This is a genomic window from Nocardia sp. NPDC051911, from assembly GCF_040681035.1.
In the GTDB taxonomy this organism is placed as follows: domain Bacteria; phylum Actinomycetota; class Actinomycetes; order Mycobacteriales; family Mycobacteriaceae; genus Nocardia; species Nocardia sichangensis.
Window position 1 is genome coordinate 1 of sequence record NZ_JBFAXY010000037.1, and the last position, 20,773, is coordinate 20,773.

The window sequence follows — 20,773 nt, forward strand, 5'->3', positions numbered from 1 at the left end:
CGCCGACATCGGCTGGGTCACCGGACACAGCTACATCGTCTACGGCCCCCTGGCCAACCGCACCACCCAAGTCGTCTACGAAGGCACACCCAACTCGCCCAACGAGCACCGGCATTTCGAGATCATCGAAAAGTACGGCGTCACCATCTATTACACGGCGCCGACGCTGGTCCGAACGTTCATGAAGTGGGGCAGGAACATTCCCGACAGCCATGATCTGTCGTCGCTGCGCCTGCTCGGTTCGGTCGGCGAACCCATCAACCCGGAGGCGTGGCGCTGGTACCGCGAGGTCATCGGCGCGGGCCGCACGCCCATCGTCGACACCTGGTGGCAGACCGAGACCGGCGCCATCATGATCTCCCCGCTGCCCGGCGTCACCGCCGCCAAACCCGGCGCGGCGATGACTCCCCTGCCGGGTGTCTCGGCGCGGGTGGTGGACGAGGACGGCGGCGAACTCGGCCGGGACAGTTCCGGTCTGCTCGTGCTCGACGAGCCGTGGCCGTCGATGCTGCGCGGCATCTGGGGCGACACCGAACGCTACAAAGCCACCTACTGGGAACGCTTCGCCGACCAAGGCTGGTACTTCGCCGGCGACGGCGCCAAACTCGACACCGACGGCGACCTGTGGGTCCTCGGCCGCGTCGACGACGTCATGAACGTCTCCGGCCACCGAATCTCCACCGCCGAAGTCGAATCCGCCCTCGTCGGACACCACACCGTCGCCGAAGCCGCCGTCGTCGGGGCCACCGACCCCACCACCGGACAAGGCATCGTCGCCTTCGTCATCCTCACCGCCGAAGCCCAACCCACCGACACCCTCATCGACGACCTCAAAACCGAAGTCGCCCGCGAGATCAGCCCCATCGCCAAACCACGCGAAATCCACATCGTCCCCGAACTCCCCAAAACCCGCAGCGGCAAAATCATGCGCCGACTCCTGCGCGACGTCGCCGAAGGACGCGAACTCGGCGACACCTCCACCCTCGTCGACCCGAAGGTGTTCGAATCGATCGCCCGCGGGTAACCACAAAGAACGGCGGACCCGGCCACAAACAGATGAGGGGGTCCGGGTCCGCCGCTCTGTCATACGAATCGAATCGGATCGTCGATTGAACCGCCTGATCACTATCTCCGTGAACAAGGCGAAGCGGAAACCGGCGCAAGGCCGGCCGCGCCTTCGAGGGAGATCCGACCGACATGACATTCCACGAACAACTCCGCACCCGCCGCAGTGTGGTCGTCGCCGGTGCGGGCGTCGCCGCCGCGGCGGCGGTCACCGCCTGCACCGCCCATGGCAAGGGCGACGACGCTCCCGCGCCGCATGACGCCACCGCAGCGCAGGCAGACCGGCCCGTCGATGCGAACAGTCCCGCGAACGCGCTCGCCAAGACGGCCGACATTCCCGTCGGCGGCGGCGTGATCGTGGGCGACACCGTGGTGACCCAGCCCAGCGCGGGCACCTTCGTCGGGCTCTCCTCGGTGTGCACGCACGCGGGATGCAAGGTCGCGACGGTGTCCGGCGGCACCATCAACTGTGCCTGCCACGGCAGCAAGTTCGCGCTGGACGGCTCGGTGGCCCACGGCCCGGCGAGCAAACCACTCGCCCCGAAAGGCATCCGGGTCAACGGGGATTCGGTCGTCGCCGAATGAGCAGATCCGCCGGGATCAGGAACCGCCGAACCGCTCGGCCATCCGGCGGTCCATCTCGTCGGGCGGCACATCCTCCACGTGGGTGGCCACCGTCCATCGGTGTCCCCACGGATCCTCGAAGGCGCCACTGCGATCGCCGTAGAACTGATCGGTCATGGGCGTGAGTTCCCTGGCTCCCGCGGACAACGCGGCGGCGAAAGCGGCGTCGGCGTCCTCGACGTACACATACAGGTTGACGGGGGTGCCGCCGACCGTCTTCGGGTCGAGGAAGTCCATATCGGGCGCCGAATCGCCGAGCATGACGACGGAATTGCCGAACATCAGCTCACAATGCGCGATTCTGCCGTCCGGACCGGGCATCCGCATACGCTCGGTCGCACCGAAAATGTTCTTGTAGAAATCGATCGCCGCCGCGGCGCCGTCGACCGCGAGCCCGGGCGACACCACCGGATATCCATCGGGAACGGGTTTGACATCAGACATGGGGAACCTCCGGTCGAGGCGTTGTGTCGGATCATGCCGAGCCTATTCCGGCGACAGGCGCGATTCGGCCGGATCGCAGGAAATCACGGTCCGGCGACGCCCTGCAGCCTGCGCACCTGGGCCGCGGTCAGCGCGCTGAGCACACCCGGGTCCACCGCCTCCGGCGCAGTCACCGCGACCTGCACCAACGTGCTCCCCACCTGAACGATCGCGGCGGACGAGCGGAGGGTCAGGTCGTCACTGGTAGTGCGCACTTGGAAGGGCGCGGAGGCATCGCCCGCGGGCGGCTGGACGAGCCCGCCGACGCGGTAGTCCATCGGAATGTCGGAGCCGTCGGCCCCGGCATAGTGCGCGCAGCGACGCAGGATTTCCTGCACTTCCGAGAAAGCGGCCGCGACCGCGTCCGGTGGATAACTGGCCGCGTCTATATCGATGCTGGAGAAATTCGGCCCGGTGTACTGCGTGGACGCCCGCGCTAGCGCGCCGGAGCGTTGCGCACCGAGCGGCGCGAGCACTTTCACGCATTCGGCCGGATTCGTCGGCGAGGCGCCGGTAGCGCCTCCGCCGGTGTCGGCGGGCGGCGCGAGCGCGGTGAAACCGGCGGGCAGATCGCTGTCGGCGAGCAACAGCCCGCGCAGCCGAGTGGAATCGGTCTCGGGGGCGGTGGTCACCGGGGCCGCGGCCACGACGGGTCCGAGCGTGGGAAGCTCGGGCTGTCCTGGTGCGGCGTGGTCCCCCGAGCCGCATCCGGTGGCGACGACGAGGGGCGCGACCGCGGCCAGCAGTCCGCACGCACGGATCATTCGGTCCACGACACCTGCGTCTCGATCGCCTGCTGCAGCGTGCTGTCGCTGTGCGGATCGCGGTAGGCCTGGTGCCCGCCGACGGTGATCGACCCGGCCACCGGCAGCGGCAAGCCGAGATCCACCGTGATGGTGCCCGCTCCCTGCATGACGTAGTCGTCGATGTCCAGCGTGCCCGCGTTGTTCGGCAGGTTCCACACCGGCGACTTCGGCTTCTGGGTGACGTGCAGCTCGATGGTGAGCCGGTCACCGTCGCGTTTGCTCAGCGTCGCGGTGGTCACCTGGTCGAGCAGGACGCCGCCGCTGACCTCCTGGCGCACCGTCCAGACCGCGCCCTCGCCGACGGGCTGGTCGGGAAACGCGATCGAACGGTAGACGGCCTGGTAGAACGCCTGCTCCAGCGCGGCGCGCGCGGTGTTGGACGCGTCGGGCGCCGGCTCGAGCCGCAGTGCGGTGATCGCGCCCAGATCGCTGAGGTCGAAGCCCGCGTGCGAGCCGCCGATCTTGGTGAGCGCTTTGGCCAGCGTGGGATCGGGCGAGGTGACCGAGCCAAGGGTGAGATCGATGCCCTCCACGGTGGTCTCCGCGGTCATGGGAATGGTCAGCGCCGGGGTGGAGAAGTCGGGCTTGGGCTGCCCATCGATCTGCTGCTGGATGTGATGGGCGGTGTACAGCGTGACCCGCTGCACGGTGCCCGCCGGATACTCCGGCCGCAGCATCGATCGGGGCTCCGCACCGGCCGATTCGACCGTGGTCACCGCGGCCGGAATCGGCACGGTCACTTCCTTGCCGATGCCGAGCGGCTCCGTTCCGTCGGCCTCACCGCTCGACTCGGCGCCGTCGCCGCAACCGACCCCGAATGCCGAGAGCCCGAGCGCGAGCACCATGAGCAGCACACCCGAGCGCGCGCTCCGGGCTAGGCTCGCGCTTCGGGCCAGGCGGGGGGAAGACAACACCGTCACGAGCAACAGGGTACGACCGATTCCTGAGTGTCAGCTGGGACATTCGACCGCGAACCGATCGGCGTGGCACGCGAACGCCGCGGGCGCGGGCCGGGGCAATCGGACGCGCGCACCGGACTCGATTCCGCTCGAGAGATGATGGTCGGTGTGAGTGACGACCGGCCGCCCGAGGAAAACCCAGCGAACACCGCCGACCCGACGACCGAGCCGGCTCCGCCGCAGCGGCTGCGTACGCTACTCGTCCTCGCCGCGGTCGTGCTCGGCCTGGATCTGCTCACCAAGACCCTCGCGGTGGCGAAGCTGACGCCGGGCGATCCGGTACCGATCATCGGCGACTTCGCGCGCCTGAGCCTGGTGCGCAATCCCGGCGCGGCGTTCTCCATGGCCACCGGCATGACCTGGCTGCTGACCCTGGTCGCCGCCGCCGTCGTCATCGGCGTGGTGCGCATCGGCCGCACCATGCGTTCGCTGTGGTGGGCGATCGGACTGGGCATGGTGCTCGGCGGCGCGGTCGGCAATCTGGGCGACCGGCTGTTCCGCGCGCCCGGCCCGCTGCAGGGGCACGTGGTGGATTTCGTCGCGATCGGCTGGTGGCCGGTGTTCAACGTCGCGGACTCGGCCATCGTGTGCGGCGCGATCCTGCTGGTCGTGCTCACCGTGTTCGGCTTCGAACCGAACGGCACCCGGGTGGGCCACGGCAAGACGGGCGCGAGCGAGGGCAGCGCGGCATGAGGGAGACCAGGACCATGCCCGTCCCCGACGGGCTCGACGGCATGCGCGTCGACGCGGGCCTGTCCCGTCTGCTCGGCCTGTCCCGCACCGCGGTGGCCACGCTGGCCGAGGAGGGTTCGGTGCAGCTCGACGGCGTCGCCGCGGGCAAATCCGACCGGCTCACCGCGGGAGCCTGGCTGGAGGTGATCTTCCCGGAGCCGAAGCGGGAGCTGACCATCGAGGCCGAACCGGTGGAAGGCATGAAGATCCTCTACGCCGACGACGACATCGTCGCGGTCGACAAGCCGGTCGGCGTGGCCGCGCACACCGGCGTCGGCTGGAGCGGCCCGACCGTCGTCGGCGGACTCGCCGCCGCCGGATACCGCATCTCCACCTCCGGCGCCCACGAGCGGCAGGGCATCGTGCACCGCCTGGACGTCGGCACCTCCGGCGTGATGGTGGTCGCACAGTCCGAGCACGCGTACACGGTGCTCAAGCGCGCGTTCAAGCAGCGCACCGTCGACAAGCGGTATCACGCCTTGGTGCAGGGGCATCCGGACCCCAGCAGCGGCACCATCGACGCCCCGATCGGGCGGGCCCGCGGCAACGACTGGAAGTTCGCCGTCACCGCAGACGGCCGTCCCAGCGTCACGCACTACGACACGGTCGAGGCGTTCCATTCGGCCAGCCTCCTCGACATCCACCTGGAGACCGGCCGCACCCATCAGATCCGCGTGCATTTCTCCGCGATCCGCCACCCGTGCTGCGGTGATCTCACCTACGGCGCCGACCCGCGGCTGGCCGAGCGGCTCGGGCTGCAACGGCAGTGGCTGCACGCTCGGTCGCTGGGGTTTCAGCACCCCGCCGACGGCCGCTACCTGGAGATCACCAGCGAATACCCGGACGACCTGAAGCACGCGCTGGACGTCCTGCGCGATGCCTGACCGCCGGGTGCCGCCCTGGCGCGGGATCTTGCTCGGCGCGGCGGCCGTCGCGCTGATCGCACTCGTCTTCGCGCTCGGCGCGCTGCAACCGCCGTACCGCGCCCCGGTGTCCACCGACCGGCTCGGGCCCGACCAGGGTGAGCAGGTCGCGGACTACCTCGCCCGGTCTCGTGACTCGCTGGACACGGGCGGCGACGAACCGCGCTGGGCGCTGGTGTCGTTCGCCGAACCCTTGGTGCCCGGCGAGATTCCGCAGCACAGCGGCGGATTGCGGATCGCGCAGGTGCTCTACCGGGTGCCCGCGCCCGGCGTGCAGACGCCGCTGGTGGCCGTGCCGGTACCGGAAGGCGTTCAGGCGGCGGCGGATTCGGCGTCGTACGCGGCCTGGCTGCTTCCCCGCCCCGTCGATGACCGCTCCGCCCGCGTGGTCGCGTTCTCGGCCGCACGACTGCGGAGCGGCTGCGGCTGTGTCGTCGGGCTCGTCGTGCGTGACACCCCGGCGCGACTGCGAAACCTGTCCGGGCACAACGATGTCCGCGCGGTCCAGGCTTTGCCCGCCGACGCGGTGGCGGGAAGCTTCGCGGTGGCCCCGCTGCTGCCCGACTACCGCGACGTCGTCGCGCCCGGCCCCGACGACGGACCGGTTCCGGAGCCGTGAGCGGCCGGAGCTAGTCCGGCAGGGTGACGACGCCGTCGAGGTAGCGGCGGCACCGTCCGAACAACAGCACGCGGTCGCCGGTCAGTTCGCAGCGCAAGCTTCCGCCGCGGCGGGACAGCTGCCTGGCGTGCAGTTCGGTGCGGCCGAGCCGCTCGCTCCACAGCGGAACCAGCTGCGCGTGCGCGGACCCGGTCACCGGGTCCTCCGGGACGCCCACGGCCGGGGCGAAGACCCGGGAGACGAAGTCGACCGAATCGCCGGGCGCGGTGACGATCGCGGCGCGCGGCAGCGCGGGGAACGCCGCCAGCACGGGCGCGGCATCGCGCACCTCCTGTTCGGTCGCCACGACGATCACCTCGTCGGTGCCGGAATACGCGCCCACCGGACGCACACCGAGCGCCGCGACGAGCGCCGGATCGGGCTGCACCGGAATGCTCGGCACGGCAGGCAGATCGAGGACGAACTCGTCGTCGTCGGTGCGGTCGACGTGCAGCCAGCCGCTGCGCGTGTAGAAGCTCACCCGGTCCTCACCGGGGTGCATGTCGGCCAGGATCTGCGCGGCGCTGGCGAGAGTGGCGTGCCCGCAGAGCGCGACCTCCACCCTCGGGGTGAACCACCGGAGGTGGAAGGCGGGCCACTCGCCCGGCGGCACGCCCGCCTCTGGAGGTAACCGTGAGGTATAGAACGCGGTCTCGGCGAGGTTGTTCTCCTCGGCCAGCTGTTGCAGCAACGCATCCGGCAGCCACGACGGGAGCGGCATCACCGCGGCCGGGTTGCCCGAGAACGGTGCGTCGGCGAACGCGTCGATCTGGTGCAGCAGTACCTCCATAATCTCCAGAAGGTACTCCAAGTCTGAATGGCCGCTTCGCACAAGGCTTCTCGTGGCGCGGCGAGTCAGGCGTCCAGTCTGTCAGTCGGCTCCGCCGGGCGAGCTGGGCAGCAGTTGCGGCTTCTCGCCGCGCAGCGCCGCGCTCACCCACCAGGCCGCCTCGACGAGCACGATCCCGACCACGCCGCAGACCACCGCCGCACCGGTGAGCGCGAGGTTGGAGGGGTCGAGTTTGAAGAACTCGCGGGTGAACGGAACGGTGAACAGGAACACGTACGCCGCCACCGACACCGCGATCAGCATCACCTTCCACCACACGTACGGCCGCGCGACGATGGCGAGCACCCACACCGCGATCATGATCAATGTGATGAGCGCCGTGGTGCCCGCCTGCACCTTCTGCTCCTCGGTGGCGTGCGGCCCGGCGTAGGCGATCAGGTACGAGACGAAGGTGGCCGCGCCGATCACCACGCCCGAGGGGATGGCCAACCGCATGACGCGCCCCACGAAACCCGTGCGGGCACGCTCGTTGTTGGGCGCGAGCGAAAGGATGAACGCCGGAATGCCGATGGTGAACCAGGCCGCGATCGTGACGTGGCGCGGCAGGAACGGGTAGCCGATGGGCTCGTAGTCGAAGATCTGCGAGCCGATGCCGGCCATGCCGACCAGGAAGGCGAGCAGCACGGAATACACGGTCTTGGTGAGGAACAGATTCGAGACCCGCTCGATGTTGCCGATCACCCGGCGTCCCTCGCCGACCACGTACGGCAGCGTGGCGAACTTGTTGTCCAGCAGCACGATCTGCGCCACCGCCCTGGTCGCCGGACTGCCCGAGCCCATCGCCACGCCGATGTCCGAATCCTTCAAGGCGAGCACGTCGTTCACACCGTCGCCGGTCATGGCCACCGTGTGCCCGCGCGACTGCAACGCCGACACCATGGCGCGCTTCTGATCCGGACGTACCCGGCCGAAGGTGGTGTTGCCGTCCAGCATGGCGGCCAATTCGTCGCCGTCCTCCGGCAACTCCCGCGCGTCGATCGGGTGGTCACCGCCCGGCAGATCGAGCGAGGAGGCCACCGCGCCGACCGACACCGCGTTGTCGCCGGAGATGACCTTGATCGAGACGCTCTGGCTGGCGAAGTAATCGAGTGTGTCGCGCGCATCGGGCCGGACCTTCTGCTCCAGCACGACCAAGGCGGCGGGCCGCACGCCCCCCGGGGCGTCCGCGGCGTCCACCGGACGGTCGCCGCGCGCCAGCAACAGCACGCGTAGGCCGGATGCGCCGAGTTCCTCCGCGACCCGCGCGTCCGCGGATCCCGGGTCGAGCAGCACGTCCGGCGCGCCGAGCAGCCAGTCGCCGTGCTCGCCGTAGGAGCAACCGCTCCACTTCTTGGCGGAGGAGAACGGCGCGACGGCGGTGCGCTGCCAGCCGGGACCGTCCGGCAGAGCCTCGGCGATCGCCTGCACGCTCGCGTTCGGGCGCGGGTCGTCGGCCGCGAGCGCGGCCAGCGCGGTGCGTACCTCGGTGTCGTCGAAGGTGTCCAGCGTCTTCAGGTCCGACAGCCGCATGCCGTTCTCGGTCAGCGTGCCGGTCTTGTCGGCGCAGACCACGTCGACGCGGGCCAGCCCCTCGATCGCGGGCAACTCCTGCACCAGGCACTGGCGCCTGCCCAGCCGCACCACGCCGACCGCGAACGCGATCGACGTCATCAGCACCAGCCCCTCGGGCACCATCGGCACCAGCGCGGCCACCATGCCGGTGAGCGCGGGCCGCCACGACTCCTTGCTGGAGACCAGCTGGTTGTAGATGCTCAGCAGTCCGGCGGGAATCAGCAGGTAGGTGATGAACTTCAGGATCTTGTCGATACCGCTGCGCAGTTCGGAGTGCACCAGCGTGAACTTGCTCGCCTCCTCGGCCAGCCGCGCCGCGTAGGCGTCCCGGCCGACCTTGGTGGCGCGGTAGGCGCCGGACCCGGACACCACATAACTACCCGACATCACCGTGGCGCCGACCGCCTTCTCGATCGAGTCCGCCTCGCCGGTGAGCAACGACTCGTCCACCTCGAGCTGCGCGGACTCCTCTACCGTGCCGTCCACCACGATCTGGTCGCCGGGACCGAGCTCGATCACGTCGTCGAGCACCACCTCGCGCGGCGCGATCTCGACGGCCCTGCCGTCCCGGCGGACGGTCGGCTTGGCCTGGCTGACGATGGCCAGCTGGTCCAGGGTGCGCTTGGCGCGGATCTCCTGGATGATGCCGACCGCGCTGTTGGCGACGATCAGCAGGCCGAACATGCCGTCGATGATCGATCCGGTGGCCAGCACCAGCACGAACAGGACGCCGAGGATGGCGTTGATCCTGGTGAAGACGTTCGCGCGCACGATGTCGCGAACCGATCGGCTCGCGCGATCCGGGACGTCGTTGGTCAGTCCGTCGTGACGACGTTGCTCGACCTCGGTCGCGGTGAGCCCGGTCGCGCCCGATGCCTGCACGGTAATCGACATGACCGCAAGGCTACGGGACAACTACGTTCGTCATCGTGCGGCGAAGCAGGTCCATCCCCGGTGTAGCGTTCGGAGCGAGCGCGTACTTCTTGTGGGGACTTTTCCCCGCGTTCTTCGGGCTGCTGGCGTTCGCCAGTCCGGGTGAAGTGGTGGCGCAGCGGATCGTCTGGACGCTGGTGGTCGTGCTCGCGGTGCTCGCCGTCAGCGGCCGGATCCGCGAACTGCGCGGCATCGACGGCCGAGTCTGGCGGCTGGCGGCCGTGGCCTCCGCCGCGATCGCGCTCAACTGGGGCGTGTACGTCTATGGGGTCACCGCGGGCCACGTCGTGGAGTGCGCGCTCGGGTATTTCATCAACCCTCTGGTCACCGTCGCGTTCGGTGTGGTGCTCTTTCGTGAGCGGCTGACCGGCGCCCAATGGGCCGCCCTCGGGCTCGGCGCGGCCGCGGTGGCCGTGCTCACGGTCGACTACGGCAGACCACCGATCATCGCCTTGGCCCTGGCCTGCTCTTTCGCCACCTACGGCTTGGTGAAGAAGGTGATCCCGCTGGACGCGCTGCGCGGCATCGCCGCCGAGGGCGTCGTCGCCGCACCCTTCGCGCTGGCGTTCGCGATCGCGCTCGCGCTCGCCGGGCACAGCGAATTCGCCTCCGCCCCCGCGCATACCGCCCTGATGGTGGCCACCGGACCGGTCACCCTGGTTCCGCTACTGCTGTTCGCCGTCGCGGCCCAGCGCGTCGCGTTGTCCACCATGGGCCTGCTGCAATACCTCACCCCCGCACTCCAGATGGCCTGGGGCGTCGCGGTCGCGCACGAGCCGATGCCCGCCTCCCGTTGGGCCGGTTTCGCCCTCATCTGGGCGGCGCTGGTGATATTCACCACCGACGCCCTGCTACGAACCCGTCGCGCGCGGCGCACATCGCGCCCTGTCACCAGCGAATCCGGCTCCCAAGCGAGCGAAACACGGTCCACACCGTGAGCTTCCCGCTTTCCGGCGACTCGAGTTCGTCGGAATTGGTCGCGAAGGTGTCGGATCCGACACTTCTGCGGGCTTCGCCTTCTCCGTAGCGTCGATGTATGACCGCGCCCAGACCCCTTCGCGCCCGCACCGACGCGGGGCGGCCACCGGCTGAGAAGACACCCGACCCGCTCGGTATGACCGGACGGGAGATCTTGCAGGGAACGCTCGACGGACGATTCCCGGGCGCACCGATTCTGAGCGCGCTGGGTTTCCGGCTGGCCCAGGTCGGCGATGGGACCGTGGTTTTCGAGGGCGAGCCGGGTGACCAACTGCTCGACCCGGCGGGCGGGGTGTACGGCGGCTTCGTGGCGACGGTGCTCGAAGCGGCCCTCGGCTCGGCGGTACTGACGCAGTTGGCCGGCGGCACGCGCTCCACCTCGGTCAAGATCGGCATAGACATCCATCGTGCCGTGCGCAGCGACACGCGCACGCTGCGCTGCGAGGGCACCGCGATCCACGTCGGCACCACCACGGCCAGCGCCGAGGCCCGCCTGGTCGGCGCCGAAGACGGCGAACTGTACGCGCACGCCACCTCGATGTACGCGATTCTGCGCATGCTCTGACCTGCGCGTACTACAAAATGCGGCAGAGCATTTCACGCGACGACGGGCCGGGCGCCGCGAAGCGCGACGACCGGCCCGTCGGGTGAACTCAGCTGCAGGCCGCCGACTGCTGACCGAGGTTGGTCAGCATGGTGCAGGCCCAGGTCTTCTGGATCTTCCACTTGCCGTTGTCGGCGACGAACGGCACGTCGACGATGTTCTCCTGGCCGTTGAGGATGAACTTGGCCTTCGCGTTCACGCTGTCGCCGAAGGAGGTGACGTCGGTAACCACGATCTTCACGTCGGCGCCGGCCGCGGCCTGCGACAAGCGGTCCGGCAGCGTCGGATCGGCCTCGGCGCCCTGGACGTTGTCCAGCTTCTCGGAGGCGGGCACCGACGGGTCGAGCGCACGGGCCAGGGCGGTGTTCAGCTCCGCGGGGGTCGGGACCGGCGGCAGGTTCGCGCTCGCGGTCGCCGACGCCTTGGCGCTGGTCGACGTCTTGGCGGCGGGCTTGCTGTCCTTGTCGTCGCCACCACAGGCGGTCAGGCCAAGCGCGGCGACGATGGCCAGTCCGGCGATCGCGATGCGTCCAGTCTTACGAAGCTTCAACTGCTCGTCCTTTGCGTTCGAGAGGTCCGTGTCGTGTTCCACCATGGCAGCCGCCCCCGAACCGGCGGCGCTGCACGAGGTCCCAGGCTACCGGCCCCGGGTGGCGGCACCCGGATCCACATCGGACCGGCGATGGTCGTCGGCAGCGAACGTACGCGTCCGGCCCGGCGATGTCGAGCCTCGGGCCCCGGCCGTCAGAGCAGACTGCCCAGCGGATCGGCACGGGTGAGGGCGGCATCGTCGGCGGCGAAGGTGCGCGCGGGACCCGGACCGGTGGAACGGGTTTCGAAGCGGACGGTCACCACGCCGAGCCCGGCGCCCTGCACCCAGCCGTGACCGTGCTCGGGATGCGATACGTCCATGCCGGGACGCCAGAGGGCGACCGGTAGGACCGGCGCGGTGTGCGCGGCATCGCCGAGTTCGGGGGCGTGCGCCGGTTCGGATTCCGTTTCGACCGCGGCGATCTCGGGGACCGGGCCGCGATCCAGTTCGGGGAACAGCGATTCCTGACGGACGGTCGACAGGCCGCCGTAGCCGACGCCGACGAGGCGGATCGGGCCCAGCTCCCGCGGGTCGAGCGCCGAACGCTGCGCGGCGGCGGCGAGAGTGGCCAAATCCTCGGTGGCGTAGGGCAGGGTGTAGGAGCGGGTGACGATGCTCATATCCGACTTCTTCAATTTGAGCACCACCGTGCGCGCGGCGCGCCCGTCACCGGTCAGGCGCCGGTGCGCCGCGACGGCCATGTCCTCGATGGCCGGACGCAGTTGCTCCAGGCTGACGATGTCGGTTTCGTAGGTTGTCTCGGCGCTGATCTGCTTCGCCTCGGTGCGTTCGGCGACCGGACGGTCATCGATGCCGCGCGCCAGTCGGTGCAGCGCGGCGCCGACGCTGCCGCCGAGAATCGACATCGCCTCCGACTCCGGCAGCGCGGCGAAGGCGCCCACGGTCTCGATGCCCAACGAGCGCAACCGGCTCTCCGCGACCGGGCCGATCCCCCACAGCTTGCGCACCGGCAGACCTGCCAGCAGTCGCGGCTGCTCGACCGGCGAGATCACCCGGATCCCATCGGGTTTGGCCAAGCCGGAGGCGATCTTGGCCAGCTGCTTTCCGGTGCCCGCGCCCACCGAGGCGGTCAACCCGGTCCGTTCCCGCACCACCGCGCGCAAGTCCGCGCAGAACGCGTGCACCTGGGCGACCGTCGCGCCGGCCAGCTCGGCCGGTTCGCCGAACGCCTCGTCGAACGACAGCGTCTCCAGCACCGGGATCCGGCTGCGCAACGCGTCGAAGACCTGCCCGCTGACCACGCCGTAGACGGCGCCGCGCGGCGGCACCACCACCGCCGTGACGCCGACCAACCGGCGCGCCTGATGCATCGGCATCGCCGACCGGGCGCCGAACACGCGCGCCTCGTAACTGGCTCCGGCGACGACGCCGCGCCCGCCGGTCCCGCCGACCAGCACCGGCCTGCCCCGCAGCGTCGGCCGGGTCAGCTGCTCGACCGAGGCGAAGAACGCGTCCATGTCGATGTGCAGAACCCAGCGACGAGCGGCGCTGTCCGCGTCGGCGAGCACCGGTGCCCGCCGACCCACCGAGCTTTCGGCGCGGGTGGTCCCGACCCCGGTCGAGGGCGCGACCGGGCACTCGACGCTCGGCTTCTCGGTACGCACGGCTGCAATGTACGCCCGTCCACCGACAGTGCGGAGCAGGCGGTGACGCTGTCAGGTGGCTGTGCGCTAGCTGCCGGTTACCTGCCGGTATCGGGGCCGCCTCCGTCTCGCGCCCCGGGGACCGTCCGGCCCGGTCGCGACGGCTTTGATCTGCGCTTTTCCGTGTCGGAACAAGTACCGGGCGGTCTCGAAATAACCGCCGACGTGCCGTGGGGACGGGGCCTGACCCACGGTCCGATATGTGATGATCGGACCCATGAATATCCGCAAGGCCGTCATCCCGGCCGCCGGTATCGGCTCCCGGCTGCTTCCGCTGACCAAGGCCATCCCCAAGGAGATGCTGCCGGTCGGCGACAAGCCGGTGATCGAGCACACGGTCCGCGAGCTGGTCGCTTCGGGCATCACCGACATCACCATCGTGGTCAGCAGCGGAAAATCACTGATCCAGGACCATTTCCGACCCAATCCCGCGCTGGTCGCCCAGCTGCGCGCGGACGGCAAGACCGCGTTCGCCGATGCCGTCGAGGAGGTCGGCGAGCTGTCCCGGCTCGGCCACATCACCTACCTCGACCAGCACGGGCCGTACGGCAACGGCACCCCGGTGCTCAACGCCGCCCGCAACCTCGGCGACGAGCCCATGCTGGTGCTGTGGCCGGACGACGTGTTCGTCGCCGAGGTGCCCCGAGCTCAGCAGCTCATCGACGCCTACGAGGCCACCGGAGCCCCCGTCCTCGCGCTGATGCCGATGGATCCCGCCGAGTCGCAGCGCTACGGCGTGCCGGTGGTCGCCGACGACCACGGCAACGGCCTGCTGCGCATCACCGGCCTGCGCGAGAAGCCGAAGCCGAAGGACGCGCCGTCGTCCTTCGCCGCGATCGGCGGCTATGTCGTCACCCCCGGCATCATCGACGAGCTGCGCAGGCAGACCGAAGAGTGGTACGAACACCGCACCGGCGAGGTGTACCTCACCGACGCGATCAACGTGCACGCGGCGAACAGTCCGGTCTTCGGCCAGGTGATCCGCGGCCGGTGGTACGACACCGGCAACCCGGCCGACTATTTGGTGGCGCAATTCGCCTCGGCGCTGGCCCATCAGCAGTACGGACCGCTGCTGCGCACCCTCGCCGACGGGCTCGGCGACTAGCGCACGTCCGGGCCGTATCGCGGCTCCCGCACACCGGAATGCGGCGGCGCGCCTGACACCGGAGGGTGACGAGGGCGGCTTCCGGTGTCGGCGCACCGGTCCCGGTCCACGCCGCCCATTCGGTTCCTACCGGCGGACTGGGGTGCATGTGACGTCCGCGGCCGATTCGCCACGGCCCCGACCCGAATTCGCGGGTCGGGGCCGTTTCAGCGCCGGAGTAGCCGCGCTCAGAAGCGACGGATGGCGTAGATGTCGAATTCGTCCAGCGGAGTGAAGCCGACCGGCACGCCCTGACCGTACGCGTTGAGCACCCGGCCGTTTCCGGCATAGATACCGACGTGCGAGCCATCGCTGTTCAGCACGATCACGTCGCCGAGCGACAGCGAGCCCCGCGGGACGGGCGCGCCCACCTTCGCCTGCTGCCAAGTGGTCCGCGGAAGACTCACGCCGACCTGACGGTACGCCCACTGCACGAGGCCCGAGCAGTCCCAGCTGTCGGGGCCGGTCCCACCCCATTCGTACGGCTTGCCGATCTGCGTCGTCGCCGCGGCCAGCGCGCCGACGCCGAACACACTGGGTATCGGCAGGTCGGCCGAGCCGCTGGCGCTGCCGGACGAGGAACTGCCGCTACCCGCCGAGCCGAACGACGCGCTGCCCGGCCCGCTGCCGGAGGCGCTGCCGGTGTCGGCCCAGGCGGGTCCGGCGAACAGGAGGATCGTGATGATCGAGAGCAGGAATCCGAGTGCGATGCGGTGCAACGATTTTCTCGGCACGTGCTCGCCCCTTCCATGGGCGCGGTTGACTGGCCGCCGATCGGCAGCCTGGCTAATACATGGCATCAGCAGCGGCCTCCGATGCGGAGCCGCGGCCACCCGCGCCGGTCACATTCCCAGCACGGCCAAATTCCAAGTAGGACACACTGAAAAGAGAAACTGCCGCCCCGGAGATCACCTGGGTAACAGCAGCGACACCGCAGATTGTGCCTGGGATATCGGCGAATTGTCGGGAATCAGCAAATTCTCAGCATGTGATCTAAATCACCGGACTGCGCCGTGAATACCAGGTTTGAGATCGGAAAACCCTGCCATCGTGTTGCCGGCCGGTCGCGTGCGGTACGCGGGCGCCAGGTGAGCGGCCCGGGGCATCGGCGACCGAACAGACCGCGCCCGGACCTGTCCGGCCCCGCCGAGAACATCGAGCGGACCGATTCCGGCAGGCTCGGATCGCTGCCACCGATCGGCTCGGAACAAACGGCACCAAGACCGCTCGAACAGCAACCGGGGCGGGACCTTTCGGTCCCGCCCCGGCTCGAAACCCGGCGCTCAGGCCTTGGCGATCTGCGCCCGCACTCCGCCGACCAGATCGGCGGCCTCCGCTCCGGCGTCGCCGAAGGTCAGCGTGGTGGCGAGGATCTCCCCCGCGATCAGGTCACGGTGCGTCTCGGCCCACGCGGCCCGGTCCGCCGGAACGTCCAGGACCACGGTGATGCGGTCGGAGACGTCCAGCCCGGCGGACTTCCTGGTCTCCTGAAGGTCGCGGATCAGGTCCCGCGCCCAGCCCTCGGCCTCCAGCTCCTCGGTGACCACCGAATTCAGCACCACGAGACCCGCGTTCCCGGGCAGCGCCGCGGTCGACTCGGGCTCGGCCGCCACGAGACGCTGGGTGTACTCCTCCGGCAGCAGGGCGATGCCGGCCGCCCGGACCGTGCCGTCGGCGTCCTCGGCCCAGTCACCGGCCTTCACCGCCTTGATGACCGCCTGCACGTCCTTGCCCAGCCGCGGCCCCGCGGCGCGGGCGTTGACCACCAGCTCGAACCGGCCGTGCGCGTCCACGTCGGTGGTCAGATCGACCTTCTTGACGTTGACCTCGTCGGCGACGATGTCGGCGAACGGCGCCAGCCGCTCGGCGTCGGCCGCGGCGATGGTGACCTCGGCCAGCGGCAGCCGCACCCGCAGGTTCTGCGCCTTGCGCAGGCTCAGCACCGTCGAGCACACCAGGCGCACCTCGTCCATGGCGGCGACCAGCTCCGGATCGTCCGGCAGCTCGCCGTCCTTCGGCCAGTCGGCCAGGTGCACCGAGTCACCGCCGGTCAACCCGCGCCAGATCACCTCGGTGATCAGCGGCAGCAGCGGCGCGGCCAGCCGGGTGACCACCTCGAGCACCGTGTGCAGGGTGTCCACCGCGTCGCGGTCCTCGCTCCAGAACCGCGAGCGGGAGCGCCGCACGTACCAGTTGGTCAGCGCGTCGGCGAACGAGCGCAGCTCATCGCAGGCGCCCGCGATGTCGTAGGTCTCCAGCGCCTCGGTGATCACGTCCCTGGTGCGCGCCAGCTTCGCCAGGATGTATCGATCCAGCACGTGCGGCGAATCCGTGCGCCACACACCGGGCTTCGACGCGTACAGCTGCAGGAACGTCCACGCGTTCCACAGCGGTCGCAGCGCGTGACTCACGCCCTCGCGGATGCCGCGCTCGGTGACGATGAGATTGCCGCCGCGCAGGATCGGCGAACTCATCAGGAACCAGCGCATCGCGTCCGAGCCGTCCCGGTCGAACACCTCGTTGACGTCCGGGTAATTGCCCTTGGACTTGCTCATCTTCAGGCCGTCGTCGCCGAGCACGATGCCGTGCGCCGCGACGGTCTTGAACGCCGGGCTGTCGAACAGAGCCGTCGCCAGCACGTGCAGCGTGTAGAACCAGCCGCGGGTCTGGCCGTTGTACTCGACGATGAAATCGCCCGGGAAGTGGCTGTCGAACCACTCTTTGTTCTCGAACGGATAGTGCACCTGGGCATACGGCATCGAGCCGGACTCGAACCAGCAGTCCAGCACCTCCGGCACCCGGCGCATGGTCGAGCGGCCCGTCGGGTCATCGGGATTCGGCCGGGTGAGCTCGTCGATCATCGGGCGGTGCAGATCGGCCGGGCGCACCCCGAAGTCGCGCTCCAGCTCGTCCAGCGAGCCGTACACGTCGACGCGCGGGTAGGCCGGATCGTCGGACACCCACACGGGGATCGGGCTGCCCCAGTATCGATTGCGGCTGATGTTCCAGTCGCGCGCGCCTTCCAGCCACTTGCCGAACTGGCCGTCGCGGATGTGCTCGGGCACCCAGGTGATCTGTTTGTTCAGCTCCACCATGCGATCGCGGAACTTGGTGACCGCCACGAACCAGGACGGCACGGCCATGTAGATCAGCGGCTGCCCGGAGCGCCAGCTGTGCGGGTAGGAGTGCTCGATCGTCTCGTGCCGCAACAGCTTTCCCGCGGCCTTCAGGTCCTTGATGATCACCGGATTCGCGTCGAACACCATCAGGCCCTCGTACGGCGGAACCATCGAGGTGAACCTGCCGCCCGGGTCCAGCGGCTGCACCAGCTCGATGCCGTGCGCGGAGGCGACGTCCATGTCCTCCTCACCGAAGGCGGGTGCGAGATGCACTATGCCGGTGCCGGAGTCGGTGGTCACGTAGTCGGCGGTGAGCACGCGGTGGGCGTGGGGATGGCCGAGGAAGAAGTCGAACGGCGGCGCGTAGGACAAATCCGCCAGCGCGGCGCCATCGAACTCGGCGAGCACCTCCGGCTCCGCGCCGAACTCCCGCGCGTAGTGCGAAACCCGTTCGGCCGCGAGCACATAGCGTTTGCCGTCGGCCGCGCGCAGGTGCACGTAGCGAACGTCGGGATGCACCGCTATCGCCAAGTTGGACGGCAGCGTCCACGGCGTCGTGGTCCAGATCAGCGCGTTGGCGCCGTCGAGTTCGTGCAGCGGATGCTCCGCGGGCACGCGCAACGCCATGTCGACGGTGACCGCCGGGTCCTGGCGCATCTTGTAGGCGTCGTCGAGGCGCGTTTCCTGATTCGACAACGGCGTCTGCTCGTACCAGCTGTAGGGCAGCACCCGGAAGCCCTGATAGATCAGCCCTTTGTCGTACAGCGATTTGAACGCCCACATCACCGACTCCATGAAGTCGGTGTCCAGCGTCTTGTAGTCGTTGTCGAAGTCGACCCAGCGAGCCTGGCGCGTCACGTAGTCGCGCCATTCCCCGGTGTAGCGCAGCACCGATGTTTTGCAGGCCGCGTTGAATTCCGCGAGCCCCATCGCGTCGATCTGTGATTTGTCCGTGATACCGAGCTGCTTTTCGGCTTCGATTTCCGCGGGCAATCCGTGACAGTCCCAGCCGAATCGCCGGTCGACCCGCTTGCCGCGCATCGTCTGGAAACGCGGGACGAGGTCTTTGACGTATCCGGTGAGCAAATGTCCGTAATGCGGCAGACCGTTGGCAAAGGGCGGCCCGTCATAGAAGACGAATTCGGCTGCGCCGGAACGGTTTTCGATGCTCGCGCGGAAGGTGTCGGCGGCCGCCCACGCGTCGAGCACGCGGCGCTCCATCTCGGGGAACGACGCCCCGCTGCCGACGCTCAGGTCGACGCGCGGGTACGCGCTGTTGCTGGAAGTCTGGTCCGCCATCGCGGATACGTCTCCTCGTGCCGAGTCGTTGGCACGGGGACGATGACGGCGCCCGGTGCGCCGAAACCGCGGTACCACCCCGCTTGTCCGGCGTGGCGACACCGGACCTCTCATTCGCGAGCTGTGACGGGCTCACCCGTTCGGTTCTACTGAGCGCCCGGCCCGCAGGCCGTGCCGCCGTTCTTCCGAAGGCTCCCCGGTGATGGCCGGATCGACGCCGTATTCATGTTTGATTCTAGCCCGAGCGGTCAACTCACTTTGTGAGGCAGGTCAGCGTTTGGCATGACGACCAGGAGGCGGCGGGGAATCACTATCCGGACTCCGCATGGACAAAGCACTCACCAACAAGAGCATCGCGCCGATGACGCACACCACGATGCAGCCCCACGCCCAGATCACCGATCCGGTGGTGAGCGCGGCCACGAGCAGGGCGAAGCCGATCGCGGCAAGGACGAGTGTCAAGACGAGCATGGTGACCCCCAAGGCATGCCGGGCGGCTCGACAGTTCCTCTAAACGGTATGCGAACTGCTGTGCTGGGGCGCGGCGCGCTACTTGCCGCCCTTGGCGAATGACGCCGGCGCGAGGTTGTTCGCCGTGTTGGCATCCGCGAAGGCTTCGCCGCCGTCGACCGGAACGGCCGAGCCACGGTTCTCCAGCTCCTCCAGCTGCGACTCCAGGTAGGACTTCAACCGCACCCGGTACTCCCGCTCGAACGTCTTGAGCTGCTCGATCCGGCTCTCCAGCACACTGCGCTGCTGGGTGATGGTCGCCATGATCTCGGTGTGCTTGCGCTCGGCGTCCGCCTGCAGCGCGTCGGCCTTCTCCTTGGCCTGGCGCAGCTGGCTGTCCGAACGACTCTGCGCGTCGGTCAGCATCGCGTCCGACTTCTGACGGGCGTCGGCGATCATGGCCTCCGACCGCGTCCTGGCGTCTCCGACCAGTCGCTCGGAATTCGCCCTGGCATTCGACAGCAAGCTCTCCGCCTCGCTCTTGGCGTCGCTTGTCAGCCGATCCGCCATCTCCTGGGCGAGGCTGAGCACCTTGGCGGCCTGCAGGTTCGCGTCCGCGCCCGGCGCGTCCTTGGCCACCGGCGCGGCGGGCATCGGAGCGGGCGGGGCGACGGGAACCGGGGGCTTGATCGGTTCCGGCTGCGGCGGCGGGGCCTGCGGAATCGGCGGTTTCGGACTGTTCACTCCGGCCGGGCCGCGGTTCTTCTTCGCGTCGGCCAATTCCGCGTCGAGTTCGGCGACCCGCTGGCGCAGATCGGCGTTCTCCTCGATCAGACGCGAGAGCTCCTGCTCCACCAGATCCAGGAACGCGTCGACTTCATCCTCGTTGTAGCCGCGCTTCCCGATCGGCGGTTTGCTGAACGCGACGTTGTGCACATCGGCTGGGGTCAGCGGCATGGAAGGATCCCTTCACGCGTCTTTTGGAGATCTAGCAGATCTAGCAAGCTGTCTTCACGGCCCATTCTGTCACACCGGAGCTACCGGCTGCCCGAGCCTGCCCACGATCGACATCAGGATGAAGACGATGAAAAGCAGGACCATTATCGACAGATCCAGGCGAATTCCGCCCAGTGACACCGGAGGTATCAAGCGCCTGAGCAGTTTCACCGGAGGATCGGTGATCGTGAAGATCACCTCCAGGACGACGACCACGACACCGGTAGGACGCCAGTCTCGGGCAAAGCTACGGATGAACTCGACGATCACCCGGCTGATCAGCAACAGCCAGAAGATGAACAGTACGAAGTACAGCACCGCGAACAAGGCCACGAGTTCACTC

Annotated in this window: 20 protein-coding genes; 8 read left to right on the forward strand and 12 right to left on the reverse strand. The window is 69.1% G+C overall.

Annotated elements, in window-relative coordinates; all coding sequences use genetic code 11:
• Positions 1 to 1,024: AMP-binding protein (locus AB0L97_RS32340; protein ID WP_364437106.1), on the forward strand; the 1,024-nt coding region annotated here is incomplete at its 5' end.
• A 173-nt stretch (positions 1,025 to 1,197) separates the two neighbouring features.
• The gene (locus tag AB0L97_RS32345; RefSeq protein ID WP_364437109.1) at positions 1,198 to 1,650 is read left to right on the forward strand and encodes a Rieske (2Fe-2S) protein; all 453 of its coding nucleotides are present in this window, start codon (positions 1,198 to 1,200) and stop codon (positions 1,648 to 1,650) included.
• Between the two features lie 15 nt (positions 1,651 to 1,665).
• On the opposite strand, the gene AB0L97_RS32350 is transcribed toward AB0L97_RS32345, so the two are convergent.
• The 3 genes from AB0L97_RS32350 to AB0L97_RS32360 all read right to left on the reverse strand — a co-directional run bounded on the left by AB0L97_RS32350 (position 1,666) and on the right by AB0L97_RS32360 (position 3,898).
• Entirely contained in the window at positions 1,666 to 2,133 is a 468-nt protein-coding gene (locus AB0L97_RS32350; protein ID WP_355079683.1) for a VOC family protein, read from the reverse strand.
• 83 nt (positions 2,134 to 2,216) lie between these two features.
• Positions 2,217 to 2,936, reverse strand: coding sequence for a hypothetical protein (locus tag AB0L97_RS32355; protein ID WP_364437210.1), 720 nt, complete (start codon positions 2,934 to 2,936; stop codon positions 2,217 to 2,219).
• A complete protein-coding gene (locus AB0L97_RS32360) occupies positions 2,933 to 3,898 on the reverse strand; it encodes a hypothetical protein (RefSeq protein WP_356965213.1) in 966 nt (321 codons plus the stop codon). Before AB0L97_RS32360 ends, AB0L97_RS32355 begins: the two co-directional genes overlap by 4 nt.
• A 138-nt stretch (positions 3,899 to 4,036) precedes the next feature.
• Here AB0L97_RS32360 and lspA point away from each other — a divergent pair, with 138 nt between their 5' ends.
• From lspA to AB0L97_RS32375, 3 genes are read left to right on the forward strand one after another with little or no spacing between them, the layout of a single operon-like run.
• Positions 4,037 to 4,630, forward strand: a complete 594-nt coding sequence (gene lspA / locus AB0L97_RS32365) for a signal peptidase II (protein WP_364437213.1) — start codon at positions 4,037 to 4,039, stop codon at positions 4,628 to 4,630.
• Positions 4,627 to 5,553: an RluA family pseudouridine synthase gene (locus AB0L97_RS32370; protein WP_355079679.1), complete on the forward strand. Its 927-nt coding sequence runs from the start codon at positions 4,627 to 4,629 to the stop codon at positions 5,551 to 5,553. The genes lspA and AB0L97_RS32370 overlap by 4 nt, the downstream gene beginning before the upstream one ends.
• The gene (locus AB0L97_RS32375) at positions 5,546 to 6,211 is read left to right on the forward strand and encodes a hypothetical protein (RefSeq protein ID WP_364437114.1); all 666 of its coding nucleotides are present in this window, start codon (positions 5,546 to 5,548) and stop codon (positions 6,209 to 6,211) included. Before AB0L97_RS32370 ends, AB0L97_RS32375 begins: the two co-directional genes overlap by 8 nt.
• Before the next feature lie 10 nt (positions 6,212 to 6,221).
• On the opposite strand, the gene AB0L97_RS32380 is transcribed toward AB0L97_RS32375, so the two are convergent.
• Together AB0L97_RS32380 and AB0L97_RS32385 are read right to left on the reverse strand one after the other, a co-directional pair.
• The gene (locus AB0L97_RS32380) at positions 6,222 to 7,040 is read right to left on the reverse strand and encodes a PhzF family phenazine biosynthesis protein (protein WP_355079675.1); all 819 of its coding nucleotides are present in this window, start codon (positions 7,038 to 7,040) and stop codon (positions 6,222 to 6,224) included.
• An 81-nt stretch (positions 7,041 to 7,121) separates the two neighbouring features.
• Positions 7,122 to 9,545: an HAD-IC family P-type ATPase gene (locus AB0L97_RS32385; protein WP_364437117.1), complete on the reverse strand. Its 2,424-nt coding sequence runs from the start codon at positions 9,543 to 9,545 to the stop codon at positions 7,122 to 7,124.
• 35 nt (positions 9,546 to 9,580) lie between these two features.
• On the opposite strand from AB0L97_RS32385, the gene rarD reads away from it, so the two are divergent.
• On the forward strand, positions 9,581 to 10,522 hold the full coding sequence (gene rarD, locus AB0L97_RS32390) for an EamA family transporter RarD (RefSeq protein WP_364437120.1): 942 nt from the start codon (positions 9,581 to 9,583) through the stop codon (positions 10,520 to 10,522).
• 98 nt (positions 10,523 to 10,620) lie between these two features.
• On the forward strand, positions 10,621 to 11,127 hold the full coding sequence (locus tag AB0L97_RS32395; RefSeq protein WP_355079669.1) for a PaaI family thioesterase: 507 nt from the start codon (positions 10,621 to 10,623) through the stop codon (positions 11,125 to 11,127).
• Positions 11,128 to 11,215: 88 nt separating this feature from the next.
• On the opposite strand, the gene AB0L97_RS32400 is transcribed toward AB0L97_RS32395, so the two are convergent.
• A complete protein-coding gene (locus AB0L97_RS32400) occupies positions 11,216 to 11,716 on the reverse strand; it encodes a hypothetical protein (protein WP_355079667.1) in 501 nt (166 codons plus the stop codon).
• Between the two features lie 194 nt (positions 11,717 to 11,910).
• Positions 11,911 to 13,287 (reverse strand): DNA polymerase IV, encoded by a 1,377-nt coding sequence (locus AB0L97_RS32405; RefSeq protein ID WP_355079703.1) that lies wholly within the window; start codon positions 13,285 to 13,287, stop codon positions 11,911 to 11,913.
• A gap of 352 nt (positions 13,288 to 13,639) precedes the next feature.
• Between AB0L97_RS32405 and AB0L97_RS32410 the strand changes: the two genes are divergently transcribed.
• Positions 13,640 to 14,527, forward strand: a complete 888-nt coding sequence (locus AB0L97_RS32410; RefSeq protein WP_355079665.1) for a UTP--glucose-1-phosphate uridylyltransferase — start codon at positions 13,640 to 13,642, stop codon at positions 14,525 to 14,527.
• A 227-nt stretch (positions 14,528 to 14,754) separates the two neighbouring features.
• Here the strand turns inward: AB0L97_RS32410 and AB0L97_RS32415 are convergent, their stop codons facing one another.
• The 5 genes from AB0L97_RS32415 to AB0L97_RS32435 form a co-directional block, all read right to left on the reverse strand.
• Complete coding sequence (locus AB0L97_RS32415) at positions 14,755 to 15,300, reverse strand: NlpC/P60 family protein (protein WP_355079663.1); 546 nt, start codon at positions 15,298 to 15,300, stop codon at positions 14,755 to 14,757.
• 549 nt (positions 15,301 to 15,849) lie between these two features.
• Positions 15,850 to 18,984, reverse strand: a complete 3,135-nt coding sequence (gene ileS, locus AB0L97_RS32420) for an isoleucine--tRNA ligase (protein WP_364437127.1) — start codon at positions 18,982 to 18,984, stop codon at positions 15,850 to 15,852.
• Positions 18,985 to 19,254: 270 nt separating this feature from the next.
• Positions 19,255 to 19,455, reverse strand: a complete 201-nt coding sequence (locus tag AB0L97_RS32425; RefSeq protein ID WP_355079659.1) for a hypothetical protein — start codon at positions 19,453 to 19,455, stop codon at positions 19,255 to 19,257.
• 78 nt (positions 19,456 to 19,533) lie between these two features.
• Positions 19,534 to 20,391: a DivIVA domain-containing protein gene (locus AB0L97_RS32430; RefSeq protein WP_355079657.1), complete on the reverse strand. Its 858-nt coding sequence runs from the start codon at positions 20,389 to 20,391 to the stop codon at positions 19,534 to 19,536.
• Positions 20,392 to 20,460: 69 nt separating this feature from the next.
• A complete protein-coding gene (locus tag AB0L97_RS32435; protein WP_039797136.1) occupies positions 20,461 to 20,763 on the reverse strand; it encodes a YggT family protein in 303 nt (100 codons plus the stop codon).
• Between the last annotated feature and the right edge of the window lie 10 nt (positions 20,764 to 20,773).